Source organism: Paractinoplanes lichenicola (assembly GCF_016785085.1).
Taxonomy (GTDB): domain Bacteria; phylum Actinomycetota; class Actinomycetes; order Mycobacteriales; family Micromonosporaceae; genus Actinoplanes; species Actinoplanes lichenicola.
Map to the genome: position 1 here is coordinate 668,910 of NZ_JAENHO010000005.1, position 13,509 is coordinate 682,418.

A 13,509-nucleotide genomic window follows, 5' to 3' on the forward strand; every position below is an offset into this window, starting at 1 on the left:
GGGTGCACCCGAGCTCGGGGACTAGTTGACCGCGGCCGCGGCCGCCTTGTCGAGCAGCCAGTAGGTCTTCACCGTGCCGGTGGCCTGCGCCGCGGGCAGCAGCTTGTCGCCGTTGAGGGCCCGGCCGATCGCGTCGGACTTGTCGGGGCCGGCCGCGATCAGCCACACCTCGTACGCGGACTGGATCGCCGGCATGGTCAGCGTGATCCGGGTCGGCGGCGGCTTCGGGCTGTTGTGGACGGCCGCGGTCGTGCTCGCGGTCTCGTTGAGCACCGGGTGCTCGGGGAACAGCGAAGCGACGTGGCCGTCCTCGCCGACGCCGAGCATCAGCACGTCGAACGGGGGCAGGTCGGCCCCGCCGAGGTGCAGCTCCTGGGCGTACCGGGCGGCGGCCGCCTCGGCGTCCTCGCCGTCCGGGCCGTCCGCGGCGGGCATGGCGTGCACCCGGGCCGGGTCGAGCGGCAGCGCGTCGAGCAGGGCCTCGCGGGCCTGGGTCTCGTTGCGCTCGGGGTCGCCCGCGGGCAGGAACCGCTCGTCGCCCCAATACAGGTCCACCTGCGACCAGTTGACCGCGGCCGCCTCGGGCAGGCCCGGCAGCGCGGCCAGCACCCGCTTGGCGATGCGGCCGCCGGTCAGCACCACGCCGGCCGAGCCGCGCTCGGCCTGCGCGTCCACGATCTTTGCGACCAGGCGGGACGCCACCGTCGCGGCCAGGGTGTCGACGTCCGGCACCACCACGACCAGGGTCTTGCTCACTTGGGGGTTCTCCTGTCGCGTCAAAGACGATGGGCCGCCCACCGGTTCGGCGGACGGCCCCTGAACGAACTTGTTATGCGGCTGATCCGCCCGGGCCCGCCATGGCGCCCTCCTCGTCGGCCTTGGCCGCCAGCGCCGGGTCCTTCCACACGTGCACGCGCATCGGCGGCCGGTGGTCGAGACCGGACACCCCGGCCATCGCGCCGAGCGCGTCGGCGTAGATCTGGTCGGCGTCGAGCCGGCGCAGCTCCTCGGCCAGCTCGTCGCCGACCGGCCGCTTGGGCAGCGGCATGTAGCGGTCCTCCTGGCCGGTGCGGCTGAACAGCGCGGTGTTCTCCTCGCGGGTCACCGTCACCGTGTCGCCGTTGGCGCAGAGCAGCTGTACCGAGTGCATCCGCGGGGCGCGCTCGGCCGCCTGCAGCTCGGGCACGATGCCCAGCCGGGACTGCAGCCAGCCCTTCATCAGCCAGGCCGTCGGGTCCTTGCTCGGCGCCACGATGGTCGCGCCGACGACGCGCTCCTCGGTGGTGTCGAAGGCCCCGGCGACCAGGGTGCGCCACAGGGTGATGCGGGTCCAGGTGAGGTCGGTGTCGCCGGGCGCGTAGTCGGCGGCCCGCTGCCGCAGGGCGGCCACCGGGTCGGGCGCCTGCGCGCAGTCGGTGATCCGGCGGTCGGCCACCACGCCGAGGAAGTCGTTGGCGATGGTGTCCGGCGGCTCCTGATGCCACCAGCTGACGACCGGGACGTCCGGCGCGAGCAGCGGCATGACCACCGACTCGGCGTGCAGCGCGAGCCGGCCGTACATGCGCATCACGACCGCCTCGGCCGGGCCGAGCCGGCCACCGACGACGATCTCGGCGTCGAGGCGGCTGCGGCCCTCGAGGTCGGAGCGCACCACGATGAGCAGCCGGCACGGGTGCGCGGCGGCGGCGATCGTGGCGGCCGCCTCGGCCTCGCGGACCTTCTTCTCCTCGACCACGGCGACCAGGGTCAGGGCGAGCCCGGAGGCCACCCCGCCGGCGCTGCGTCGCTCGGCCGCGAGCGCCTTGACCACCTCGTTGCCGGTGGTGTCCCACAAGCCGATCATGCTCGCCTCCAGGCCCGGCCCTCGCGGGCCAGCATCTCGTCCGAAGCGCGCGGGCCCCACTCGCCGGCCCGGTAGGGCTCGGGCTTGGTGCCCGCCCACGCGGCCTCCAGCGGGTCGATGACCTGCCAGCTCTGCTCGATCTCGGCGGCGTCCGGGAACAGGGTCCGGTCGCCGACCAGCACGTCCAGGACCAGGCGCTCGTACGCCTCGGGGCTGGACTCGGTGAACGCCTCGCCGTACTGGAAGTCCATCGCGATGTCGCGGACCTCCATCGTGGTGCCGGGCACCTTGGAGCCGTATTTCAGCACCACGCCCTCGTCGGGCTGCACGCGGATGACCAGCTGGTTGTGGCCCAGCATCTCCACGTCGGCCGGGTCGAACGGCAGGTGCGGCGCCTTCTTGAAGAGGATCGCGATCTCGGTCACCCGGCGCGGCATGCGCTTGCCGACGCGCACGTAGAAGGGGACCTCGGCCCAGCGCCTGTTCTGGATGCCGAGGCGAACCGCCGCGTACGTCTCCGTGGTGGAGTCGGCCGGGATGTTCTTCTCCTCCAGGTAGCCCACCGCGCGCTCGCCGGCGACCCAGCCCGGCAGGTATTGCCCGCGCACCGAGCCCTGGGAGATGTCCTTGGGGATGGCGATCGCCTTGAGGACCTTCAACTTCTCGGCCCGTACGTCGTCGGGGTCGAAGCTCGTCGGCTCCTCCATCGCGACCAGGGCGAGCAGCTGCAGCAGGTGGTTCTGCAGCACGTCGCGCGCGGCGCCGGACGCGTCGTAGAACGCGGCGCGGGTGCCGATGCCGACGTCCTCGGCCATCGTGATCTGCACGGAGTCGACGTATTTGGAGTTCCACACCGGCTCGAACAGGCTGTTGGCGAAGCGCAGGGCCAAGATGTTTTGGACCGTCTCTTTGCCCAGGTAGTGGTCGATGCGGTAGACGTCGCCGGGCGTGAAGACCTCGTCGACCAGCTGGTTGAGCGAGATGGCGGTCTGCAGGTCGTTGCCGAACGGCTTCTCGACCACGACCCGGCGCCAGCCGCCGGACTTGGCGTTGTCGGCCATCCCCGTGCGGGCGAGCTGGTTGAGCACCAGCGGGAACGCGGCGGGCGGGATGGAGAAGTAGAAGGCGGCGTTGCCGGGGATGCCGTTGCGCTCGCGCAGGTCGTCGAGCGTCTCGGCCAGGCTGTCGAACGCGGCGTCGTCGTCGAACGAGCCCGGAACGAACTGGAACTGGCTGGCCAGACGCTGCCAGACGTCCTCGCGCCACGGGGTCCGGGCGCCCTTCTTCGCCGCCTCGTACGCCAGCGACTCGAAGTCGCCGTCGCCCCAGTCGCGGCGGGCGAAGCCCAGAACCACGAAACCGGGCGGCAGCAGACCGCGGTTGGCCAGGTCGTAGACGGCCGGGATGAGCTTCTTTCGGGACAGGTCACCGGTGACTCCGAAGATCACCAGAGCGCACGGCTCCGGGATCCGGGGAAGCCTGCGGTCCTGTGCGGTACGCAGCGGATTGCCCACGTGGTCCATCCTGCCAGTTTTCGGTGTCGAGCAAGTGTCTTAGCAGGGACAAGGCGAAGGGGACTCGCGTCAGCGAGTCCCCTTCTCATGTCATCAGGCCGCGTCGCTCGGGTTGCTCGAGCCCTTGGCCGCTGCCTTGAGCGACTTGTCGACGCCCTCGAGCAGCTCCTTCCAGCTGGCCTCGAACTTGTCGACGCCCTCGTCCTCGAGCACCTTGAAGACGTCGGGCAGGTCGACGCCGACCGTGCCGAGGTCGGCGAAGACCTGCTTGGCGGCCGCGTACGAGCCGGTCACCGCGTCGGCACGGGTCTCACCGTGGTCGGCGAACGCGTGGATCACGGACTCGGGCATGGTGTTGACCGTGCCCGGAGCCACCAGCTCCTCGACGTAGATGGTGTCCTTGTACTCCGGGTTCTTGGTGGAGGTGGACGCCCACAGCGGACGCTGCGGCTGGGCGCCGGCGGCCGCGAGGGCCTTCCACCGGTCGGTGCCGAAGACTTCCTCGTACGCCTCGTAGGCGAGCTGGGCGTTGGCGATGGCCGCCTTGCCCTTGAGCGCCTTGGCCTCGTCGCTGCCGATCTTGTCGAGCCGCTTGTCGATCTCCGAGTCCACGCGGGAGACGAAGAACGACGCCACCGAGCCGATCTTGGTGATGTCGTGGCCGTTGGCCTTGGCCTGCTCGATGCCGTCGAGGAACGCGTCCATGACCTGGCGGTAGCGCTCGTTCGAGAAGATCAGGGTCACGTTGACGCTGATGCCCGCGGCCAGCACCTGGGTGATCGCCGGCAGGCCGGCCAGGGTCGCCGGGATCTTGATGTACAGGTTCTCCCGGTCGACGAGCCACCAGAGCGTCTTGGCCTCGGCCACGGTGCTCTCGGTCTCGTGCGCCTTGCGCGGGTCGACCTCGATGGACACGCGGCCGTCGACACCGTTGGAGGCGTCGTAGGCCGGGCGCTCGACGTCGCACGCGTCCCGCACGTCACGGCCGGTCATCAGGCGTACGGCCTCTTCGACCGTGACGCCCTGCCGGGCCAGGTCCTTGAGCTGCTCGTCGTACGCGTCGGCGTCGGACAGCGCCTTCTGGAAGATGCTCGGGTTGGTCGTCACGCCGACCACGTGCTGCTCGTTCAGCATCTTCTTCAGCGAGCCGGTGGTCAGCCGGGGACGGGAGAGGTCGTCGAGCCACACCGCCACACCAGCGGCGGAGAGCTCACCAAGCCTGTCGGTCATGTTCCTACTCCTCAGTTACCGGTCGTGTGACCGGTGATCTCGCCGACCTTGGCCAGGGCGGCGTTGGCCTTGGCCACCACGTTGTCCGCGGTGAACCCGAACTGCTCGAAGAGGATCTTGGCGGGCGCGCTGGCGCCGTAGTGCTCGATGCTGACCGGCTCGCCGGCCTCACCGAGGATGCGGTCCCAGCTCTGCCGGATGCCGGCCTCGACCGTCACCCGGGCCTTGACCCCACGGGGCAGAACCTGCTGCTGGTATGCGGTGTCCTGCTCGTAGAACCACTCGAGGCACGGCATCGAGACCACGCGGGTGGGCGTGCCCTCGGCCTCGAGGCGCTCCTGCGCGGTGAGGCAGTACTGCACCTCGGAGCCGGTGCCGATGAGGATCACCTTGGGCTCGCCGCCGGACGCCTCGGAGAGGATGTAGCCGCCCTTGAGCGTGCCCTCGGCCGACGCGTACTTGCTGCGGTCGATCGTGGGCAGATTCTGCCGGGACAGCGCCAGACCGGTCGGGCGGTCCTTGTGCTCGAGGGCGCCCCGCCAGGCCCACGCCGTCTCGTTGGCGTCGGCCGGGCGCACCACGTCGAGCCCGACGATGGCCCGCAGCGCGGACAGGGTCTCGATCGGCTGGTGGGTCGGTCCGTCCTCGCCGAGCCCGATCGAGTCGTGCGTCCACACGTAGATGACCGGGAGCTTCATCAGCGCGGAGAGGCGGACGGCGCCCCGCATGTAGTCGCTGAAGACCAGGAACGTTCCCCCGTACGGGCGGGTCTTGCCGTTCGCGGTGATGCCGTTGAGCACCGAGCCCATGCCGTGCTCACGGATGCCGAAGTGCAGCGTGCGGCCGTACTCGTTGCCGGGGAACGCCTTGGTCGCGTATTCGGCGGGGATGAAGGACGGCTCGCCCTTCATGGTGGTGTTGTTGCTCTCGGCGAGGTCGGCCGAGCCGCCCCACAGCTCGGGCAGCACCGGGGCCAGCGCCTCGAGGATCTTGCCGGAGGCGGCCCGGGTGGCCAGGCCCTTGGGGTCGGCCGGGAACTCGGGGAGCGCCTTCTCCCAGCCCTCGGGCAGCTCGCCCTTGGTCAGCCGGTCGAACAGCGTGCGCCGCTCCGGGTTGGCCTTGGCCCAGGTCTCGAACTTGGTGGTCCACTCGGCGTGGGCGGCCTTGCCCCGCTCGACGACCGAGCGGGTGTGCGCGAGGACGTCGTCGGCGACCGCGAAGTTCTCGTTCGGGTCGAAGCCGAGGACCTGCTTGGTCGCGGCCACCTCGTCGGCGCCCAGCGCGGAGCCGTGGATCTTGCCGGTGTTCTGCTTGTTCGGCGCGGGCCAGCCGATGATCGTGCGCAGCACGATGAACGTCGGCTTGTCGGTGACCTTCTGGCCCTCGAGGATCGCGGCGTGCAGCGCCTCGACGTCCTCGTTGTAGTCGCTGCCCTTCGACGGGTCGCCCTGGCGCCAGTCGACGTGCCGCACGTCCCAGCCGTACGCCGCGTAGCGCGCGCCGACGTCCTCGTTCTTGGCGATCCGGGTGTCGTCCTCGATGGAGATCTCGTTGTCGTCGTAGATCACCGTGAGGTTGCCGAGCTTCTGCACGCCGGCGATGGCGCTCGACTCGTGGCTGACGCCCTCCTCGATGTCGCCGTCCGAGCACAGAACGTAAACGTTGTGGTCGAACAGAGAGTCACCGGGCTTGGGCTCGGGGTCGAACAGGCCGCGCTCGCGGCGGGCGGCCATCGCCATGCCCACCGCGTTGCCGATGCCCTGGCCGAGCGGGCCGGTCGTGACCTCGACGCCGGGGGTGTGGCCGTACTCCGGGTGGCCGGGGGTCAGCGAGTCCCACTGCCGCAGCGAGGCCAGGTCGTCCAGGGCCAGGCCGAAGCCGTTGAGATAGAGCTGAATGTAGAGGGTGAGGCTGGAGTGACCACAGGAGAGCACGAAGCGGTCTCGGCCCGCCCAGTGCGGGTCGGTGGGGTCATGCCGCATCACCCGGTTGAACAGCAGGTAAGCAGCGGGTGCGAGGCTCATCGCCGTGCCGGGATGGCCGTTGCCGGACTTCTCGACGGCGTCCATGGCCAGGACCCGGACAGTGTCCACCGCCTTGCGGTCTAGGTCGGACCAATTGAGAGCAGGATCTGTGGCAGCCACGTCGGTTGTGCTCCTCGGGGCATGGTTTCGGTAAACCTCTTTTGAGGTTGACCCTATCCACTTGCCTTAAACCCGCGCCCGGGGAACGCCCGAGGCCCATACGCTGAGAGCGGACAGGGCACGTGTGCCGCCGGGCGCCCTCACGTGTGACGCCTTGCTCTTGATGTGGGTCGCCGGAGCAGCGCAGATGGCTGAGCGTAGGCTGTCCCAGCGTGCCGCCGGCTGGCGCCGGTCATGGTCGTGAGTTTGGCTAGTGCCGAAGCCGGAAGGTGGCAGTCCGTGAGCATGATCACCGAGCGTTCCGTCGCAGGACGGGCGCCCGGCGTTCCTGAGGACGCCGCGGCCGCGGCCGTCCCCGAGACGCGTCGCGATTTCGTAACCCTGTTCCGCGCCTATCTGGCGCTGTGCAAGCCGCAGATCGTCGAGCTCCTTCTGGTGACGACGGTTCCGACCATGATGGTCGCCGCGGGCGGGTGGCCTGACCTGCGCACACTCGCCGTGGTGCTGATCGGCGGGGCGATGGCGGGCGGCGCCGCGAGCGCGCTCAACTGCTACATCGACCGCGACATCGACCAGGTCATGCGGCGCACCAAGCGGCGGCCGCTGCCGGCCAACACGGTCACCCCGCGCTCGGTGCTCATCTTCGGCCTGACGCTCGCCGCGGTCTCGGTCGTCCTGATGGCGGTCTTCACCAACTGGCTGGCCACGGCGATGACGGCCGGCGCGATCTTCTACTACGACGTCGTCTACACGCTGTGGCTCAAGCGCCGCACGCCCGCCAACACGTTCTGGGGCGGCATCTGCGGCTCGGCCCCGGTGATCATCGGCTGGGCCGCCGTGACCGGCACCGTGGCCCCGCTGGGATGGGCGCTTTTTGCGGTTGTCTTCTTTTGGCAGATGCCGCACTTCTATGCCCTGGCCATCAAATACAAGGACGACTACGCGCGGGCCGGGGTGCCGATGCTGCCGGTCGTCCGCTCGACGGGCCGGGTCAACTTCGAGATCATCCTCTTCACGGTGCTCACCGTGGCGTCGTCGATCGCGGCCTGGGCGCTGGGTCGGGACCTCGGCCTGGGCCTGATCTATCTGCTGGCCGCCATCGGCACCGGCGTGGCCTTCCTGGCCGAGGCCCTGCTGCTGGTGAAGCGGACGCGGGCGGGGGAGCCGGCCAAGCCGATGCGGCTGTTCCACTGGTCCATCACCTACCTGACGATCCTGTTCATCGCGGTCGCGGTGGACGCCCTCATCTGACGCCTCAAACTCCCGGCCCGTACGCGCCCGCCCGCTCTCCGCGGTGCCGGGCGCGTCGCCGTTTCCGGCCCCGGCGTCCCGTTCCGTGCTCAGTGGGGCTTCGTGCCAAGATTCGCGCCTTCTGCGTTTACCGCGGCGCGAGTGGGTAGGGATTGAACCGTCGTCGCCTTCCGCCCGTACTTGTCGGTGTCGGCCCAGGGTTACGGGTGTCGCACAAGGTGACCCAATATGCCCGATTACTGGTTACTGTCCGTCGCTCGTTCGATGGAAAACCGTTGATGTGCGCATTTCGGGCTAATCGCTACATAGCGATGTGTCCAACAGTTAAACCTGCAGGTAATTCCTCTCACAAATGGCCCACGGAGGTACTTGCCCGCGGCTTCCAGGTGCTTACTCTTCCCGTCATGGCTCAAGGTTCCGATACGACACTGACCGCGGGGATCAAGTCCTTCGCCGCCGGCCACGGGGGCGCCAAGGCGGTCATCGAGTACGTCGGCAAGCGCGGTGCCCGCATTGTTCTCGTCGGCCAGGACGGCGAGTGGTCCGACCAGTTCGCCGACGACACCATGGTCGCCCGCAAGGCTTGCGAGAGCGCCGGGGTCGAGGTGGAGAACGAGTGGGAGCGCGAGCTCATGGAGCAGATGCGCCCCAGCAACGACCTCTGGCGTTCGATGTCGCGCCGGAGCATGGCCCGCTGAGGTGACCCACCAAGTCCACGCGACCCGGGATCACTCCCGGGTCGCTCTCGTTACGTGCGACCTCTTCCCGGAGCTCTGGGAGGACGACCACCCGCTGCGCGACACCCTCCGCGAACGCGGCGTCGAGGCCGACGCCGTCCGCTGGGACGACCCCGCGGCCGACTGGGCCGCCTACGACCTCGCGGTGATCCGCTCGCCGTGGGACTACGTGCCCCGCCGCGACCAGTTCATCGCGTGGGCGCGAAGTGTTCCCCGGCTGCTCAACCCGGCCGACGTGCTCGAGTGGAACACCGACAAGCGTTACCTGGGCGAGCTCGCCCGGGCCGGGCTGCCGGTCACCCCGACCGTCTTCGTGGCCCCCGGCCAGGCCTGGACCCCGCCCGCGACCGGCGAATGGGTCGTCAAGCCCACGGTCAGCGCCGGCAGCCAGGACACGGGCCGCTATCAACTGCCCGCCCAGCTCGACCTGGCCGAGGCCCACCTGGCCCGCCTGTCCGCCGCGGGCCGCACGGCGATGGTGCAGCCCTACCTGTCCGCGGTGGACGACCTCGGCGAGACGGCGCTCATCTTCCTGCCCGACAAGACCGGCACGCTGACGTTCAGCCACGCGATCCGCAAGGGCCCGATGCTGACCGGCCCCGACGAGGGCACGATCGACCCCGGCAGCGAGCAGATCGACCCCCGCACGCCGTCCGCCGCCGAGCGCCGCACGGCCGGCCGCGTGCTCGACCACATCCCGGGCGGGGCCGAGCGCCTGCTCTACGCCCGCGTCGACCTGATCCCGGGCCCCGACGGCGAACCGCTGCTGGTCGAGCTCGAACTGACCGAGCCCAGCCTGTTCCTCCGCGAGGGCGAGCCCGAGGGCGCCACCCACCGCCTGGCCGAGGCCATCATCAACCGCCTCTGACCCGCGCCAGGCGCCCCGCGGCACCTCGTTGCCCGCGGCACACCTCATCGCCCGTCGACGCCTCGTCGCGGGTCGGCGCTCGGCCGGCTTCTACCCGCCCGGCGGCGGGGGTGGTGACCGGAGAGAGTGGAGTCACCACCCCGCGCCCTGGTTGGTAGACGGCCGCGGCAGGGACACCGGGATTGCGGCCGCCCGCATCGTGGAGTGCTCCTTAGGCTCACCTTCTTTCCTGGACGCGCTTTCACCGGAACCCGGCGACGCTGCCCTGGCGGAGGCGGCGCGGCCCGGGCGACTCGGGCGCGCGCAGCGATCTCGACGCCACGGGTGTGCGCGCCGGGTGGGCGGGTGACGCCCGCCGAGCCGATTCGGTGGGTTGCCGGTGCCTTCGGCTCGAGGCGGACGCCACCCGGTCGGCAGGGCTCGCGGGAGCCGATCCGGCTGACGGGATTCGGATCGGCAGCCCTGCCGAGTCTGTGGCAGCCAGATGGTTCAGCCGGTCCGCCGCGATTGCCTGTGTCCGACGTGGTGGCTGCTGTTGGTGTGGCTCGTGTGTCGCATGTGAAGAGCGTGCCGGAGCCGGCCGATCAACGTCGGAACAAAATGGCCGCCTGTGGATGACACGCGGTTATCCACAGGCGGCGATCGTGAAGGTCCAGGTCAGAGCGTTCGGCCGGTCCGAGAGAGACGCTCGGGCAGGCCGCGAGAAAGCACACCAGGGGCGAGCAGGGCTAGCTGGGTCAGCGCGGGGCGGGGACGGGCTCGGCCGCGGCGGGGGAGAGGGTGGCCGGCTCAACCGGGGGCTCGGCCGGCTCCAGCGGGCGGGCGCGCAGGGACCACAGGACGGCCAGCGTGGACGTCCAGACCAGGGCGGAGCCGAGCATGTGGGCGCCGACCAGCAGGACCGGCAGGTGCGTGAAGTACTGCACGAAGCCGATCAGGCCCTGGGCCAGTTCGACGGCGAGCAGGACGATCGCCGCCCGTACGGTGGCTCGGGGTGCCTTGACGGCCTGGAGCGCGAAGATCATGGCCAGTGTGAGGCCGACCAGCAAGAACACCACGTCGGCGTGGGCCTGGGAGACCGTGGCGGGGTCGAGGCCGTTGCGTTTGGCGTCGAGGTCGCCGGCGTGCGGGCCGCTGCCGGTCACGACCACGCCCAGGGCGATCACCGAGGCCGAGACCGTGGTCAGGATCCAGGCCAGGTGGCGCAGCGGGGCCGGCACCAGGCGTACGGGCAGGCCGTCGCCCTCGCCGGCGCGCCGCCACAACGCGTACGCGAAAGCAATGATCACGATCGAGACCAGGAAGTGCAGGCCGACGACCCACGGGTTGAGGTTGGTCAGCACCGTGATGCCGCCGATCACGGCCTGCAGCGGGATGTAGAGCAGCACCGCGACGCTCAGCAGGACCCGGGAGCGGCGGCGGGGGCGTTCCAGCAGGGCGGCGATCACGCAGGCCACGGCGATGATGCCGAGCGCGAACGTGAGGAGCCGGTTGCCGAATTCGATCACGCCGTGCACGCCCATCTCGGACGTCGTCGTGTACGACTCGTCGGTGCACCGGGGCCACGTCGGGCAGCCCAGACCGGAACCGGTGAGCCGGACCGCCGCACCGGTGACGACGAGCGCGACGTTGGCGACCAGGGACGCCAGGGCCAGAGGACGCAGCGGCAAAAACCTCACCTTCGGCATCGTACGCAGGCAATTGATCTTGATTTTGGCAACTCCCGCACCTCGGTGGCATGGATCACCGGGGGGTCGGTTTGCAGGCTTCCGCCGAAATACGTAACGTTGCCGTAGTGAAAAACGAGGTGCTGATCCGGACCGGAGCGGTGGCGTCTGCCAGCGCGACGGACGGCCGCACCCGTGACCGGGTCGCCCAGCTGCTACTGGAGCGGGGTTCGGCCACCGCGGCCGAGCTCGGCGCCTGCCTCGGCCTGAGCCCGGCGGCGATCCGCAAACACCTCGACGCGATGCTCGCCGAGAGCCTGGTCGAGGCGCGGGAGAGCCCGCGCAAGGGCCCGCGGGGCCGCGGCCGCCCGGCCAAGACGTTCGTGCTGACCGCCGCCGCCCGCGAGTCGTTCCCGCACTTCTACGACGGCATCGCCACGGCCGCGCTGCGCTGGATCGCGCAGCAGCACGGCCCCGAGGGGGTCACCGCCTTCGCCTCGGCCCAGGTCGTGGCGCTCGAGGAGCGGTGCCGGGCCGCGCTCGAGGAGGCCGGCAACGACCCCCTGGCCAGGGCGGAGGCGCTCGCCGAAGCGCTGACCGCCGAGGGCTACGCTGCCAACGCGTCGACGATCGCGACCGGCGGGCAGCTGTGCCAGCATCACTGCCCGGTGGCCCACGTGGCCGCCGAGTTCCCTCAGCTTTGTGACGCCGAGACCGAGGTCATCTCCAGGCTCATCGGCACGCACGTTCAGCGTCTCGCCACGATTGCGCACGGTGATGGCGTGTGCACCACGCACATTCCGTCAATCCCACGGGTAAGGACAGATACATGACCGACCAGATCGCTACTCAGGAAGAGCACCTCGCCGCCCTGGGCAAGTACGAGTACGGCTGGGCCGACGCCGACGTCGCGGGTGCCGCGGCTCAGCGCGGTCTGTCCGAGGCCGTGGTGCGTGACATCTCCGCGAAGAAGAACGAGCCCGAGTGGATGCTCAACCTCCGGCTCAAGGGCCTGCGCCTGTTCGACCGCAAGCCCATGCCGAACTGGGGCGCCGACCTCACCGGCATCGACTTCCAGAACATCAAGTACTTCGTACGCTCCACCGAGAAGCAGGCCGCCAGCTGGGAGGACCTGCCCGAGGACATCAAGGCGACGTACGACAAGCTGGGCATCCCCGAGGCCGAGAAGCAGCGCCTCGTGGCCGGTGTCGCCGCACAGTACGAGTCCGAGGTCGTCTATCACGCGATCCGTGAGGACCTCGAGGAGCAGGGCGTCCTGTTCCTCGACACCGACACGGCGCTCAAGCAGCACCCGGAGATCTTCCAGGAGTACTTCGGCACCGTCATCCCGGTCGGCGACAACAAGTTCGCCGCGCTCAACACCTCGGTGTGGTCGGGTGGCTCGTTCATCTACGTGCCGAAGGGCGTGCACGTCGACATCCCGCTGCAGGCCTACTTCCGGATCAACACCGAGAACATGGGCCAGTTCGAGCGGACGCTGATCATCGCCGACGAGGGCTCGTACGTGCACTACGTCGAGGGCTGCACCGCGCCGATCTACTCGTCGGACTCGCTGCACTCCGCGGTCGTCGAGATCGTCGTCAAGAAGAACGCCCGGGTGCGTTACACGACCATCCAGAACTGGTCGAACAACGTCTACAACCTGGTCACCAAGCGCGCCACCTGCGAAGAGGGCGCGACCATGGAGTGGATCGACGGCAACATCGGCTCCAAGGTGACGATGAAGTACCCGGCCGTCTACATGACCGGCCCGCACGCCAAGGGCGAGGTGCTCTCGATCGCCATGGCCGGCGAGGGCCAGCACCAGGACTCGGGCGCCAAGATGGTGCACGCCGCGCCGCACACCTCCTCGACGATCATCTCGAAGTCGATCGCCCGGGGCGGCGGCCGCACGTCGTACCGGGGTCTGGTGCAGGTGCTGGAGGGCTCGGAGTCCTCCAAGAGCACGGTCAAGTGCGACGCACTCCTGGTCGACACCGTCAGCCGCTCGGACACCTACCCTTACGTCGACATCCGCGAGGACGACGTGGCGATGGGGCACGAGGCGACCGTCTCCAAGGTCAGCGACGACCAGCTCTTCTATCTGATGAGCCGCGGCCTGACCGAGGACGAGGCGATGGCGATGATCGTGCGCGGCTTCATCGAGCCGATCGCCAAGGAGCTGCCGATGGAGTACGCCCTCGAGTTGAACCGTCTCATTGAGCTCCAGATGGAAGGCGCGGTCGGCTAAAACC

The 13,509-nt window shown here is 69.7% G+C and carries 11 protein-coding genes; 5 read left to right on the forward strand and 6 right to left on the reverse strand.

The features are described from left to right. Positions 1-21: 21 nt before the first annotated feature. From pgl to tkt, 5 genes are all read right to left on the reverse strand, one after another. Positions 22-756 carry a 6-phosphogluconolactonase gene (gene pgl / locus JKJ07_RS20565; protein ID WP_202993197.1) on the reverse strand — a complete coding sequence of 245 codons (735 nt, stop codon included), beginning with the start codon at positions 754-756 and terminating at the stop codon, positions 22-24. A 73-nt stretch (positions 757-829) separates the two neighbouring features. Continuing rightward, positions 830-1,843 (reverse strand): glucose-6-phosphate dehydrogenase assembly protein OpcA, encoded by a 1,014-nt coding sequence (locus JKJ07_RS20570; protein ID WP_202993198.1) that lies wholly within the window; start codon positions 1,841-1,843, stop codon positions 830-832. Then, positions 1,840-3,357, reverse strand: coding sequence for a glucose-6-phosphate dehydrogenase (gene zwf / locus JKJ07_RS20575; protein WP_202993338.1), 1,518 nt, complete (start codon positions 3,355-3,357; stop codon positions 1,840-1,842). Before zwf ends, JKJ07_RS20570 begins: the two co-directional genes overlap by 4 nt. Positions 3,358-3,450: 93 nt before the next feature. Continuing rightward, on the reverse strand, positions 3,451-4,587 hold the full coding sequence (tal, locus tag JKJ07_RS20580; RefSeq protein WP_202993199.1) for a transaldolase: 1,137 nt from the start codon (positions 4,585-4,587) through the stop codon (positions 3,451-3,453). Positions 4,588-4,598: 11 nt separating this feature from the next. Beyond that, complete coding sequence (gene tkt, locus JKJ07_RS20585; RefSeq protein ID WP_202993200.1) at positions 4,599-6,731, reverse strand: transketolase; 2,133 nt, start codon at positions 6,729-6,731, stop codon at positions 4,599-4,601. Between the two features lie 285 nt (positions 6,732-7,016). Between tkt and JKJ07_RS20590 the strand changes: the two genes are divergently transcribed. From JKJ07_RS20590 to JKJ07_RS20600, 3 genes are all read left to right on the forward strand, one after another. Further along, entirely contained in the window at positions 7,017-7,982 is a 966-nt protein-coding gene (locus JKJ07_RS20590) for a heme o synthase (protein WP_202993339.1), read from the forward strand. Between the two features lie 404 nt (positions 7,983-8,386). Beyond that, a complete protein-coding gene (locus JKJ07_RS20595) occupies positions 8,387-8,680 on the forward strand; it encodes a hypothetical protein (RefSeq protein WP_184952708.1) in 294 nt (97 codons plus the stop codon). Between the two features lies 1 nt (position 8,681). Further along, positions 8,682-9,587, forward strand: coding sequence for an ATP-grasp domain-containing protein (locus tag JKJ07_RS20600; protein WP_202993201.1), 906 nt, complete (start codon positions 8,682-8,684; stop codon positions 9,585-9,587). Between the two features lie 737 nt (positions 9,588-10,324). Here the strand turns inward: JKJ07_RS20600 and JKJ07_RS20605 are convergent. Continuing rightward, a complete protein-coding gene (locus JKJ07_RS20605; RefSeq protein ID WP_202993202.1) occupies positions 10,325-11,275 on the reverse strand; it encodes a COX15/CtaA family protein in 951 nt (316 codons plus the stop codon). 89 nt (positions 11,276-11,364) lie between these two features. Here JKJ07_RS20605 and JKJ07_RS20610 point away from each other — a divergent pair, with 89 nt between their 5' ends. Together JKJ07_RS20610 and sufB are read left to right on the forward strand one after the other, a co-directional pair. Next, positions 11,365-12,087, forward strand: coding sequence for a helix-turn-helix transcriptional regulator (locus JKJ07_RS20610; RefSeq protein WP_438871427.1), 723 nt, complete (start codon positions 11,365-11,367; stop codon positions 12,085-12,087). Beyond that, positions 12,084-13,505, forward strand: coding sequence for a Fe-S cluster assembly protein SufB (gene sufB, locus JKJ07_RS20615; protein WP_202993204.1), 1,422 nt, complete (start codon positions 12,084-12,086; stop codon positions 13,503-13,505). The genes JKJ07_RS20610 and sufB overlap by 4 nt, the downstream gene beginning before the upstream one ends. Positions 13,506-13,509: the final 4 nt, after the last annotated feature.

Bases quoted from the DNA above. Each gene is read 5' to 3' on its own strand.
- tal (WP_202993199.1), bottom strand. From the start codon at position 4,587: ATGACCGACAGGCTTGGTGAGCTCTCCGCCGCTGGTGTGGCGGTGTGG.
- JKJ07_RS20605 (WP_202993202.1), bottom strand. From the start codon at position 11,275: ATGCCGAAGGTGAGGTTTTTGCCGCTGCGTCCTCTGGCCCTGGCGTCC.
- sufB (WP_202993204.1), top strand. From the start codon at position 12,084: ATGACCGACCAGATCGCTACTCAGGAAGAGCACCTCGCCGCCCTGGGC.
- JKJ07_RS20590 (WP_202993339.1), top strand. From the start codon at position 7,017: ATGATCACCGAGCGTTCCGTCGCAGGACGGGCGCCCGGCGTTCCTGAG.
- JKJ07_RS20570 (WP_202993198.1), bottom strand. From the start codon at position 1,843: ATGATCGGCTTGTGGGACACCACCGGCAACGAGGTGGTCAAGGCGCTC.
- JKJ07_RS20595 (WP_184952708.1), top strand. From the start codon at position 8,387: ATGGCTCAAGGTTCCGATACGACACTGACCGCGGGGATCAAGTCCTTC.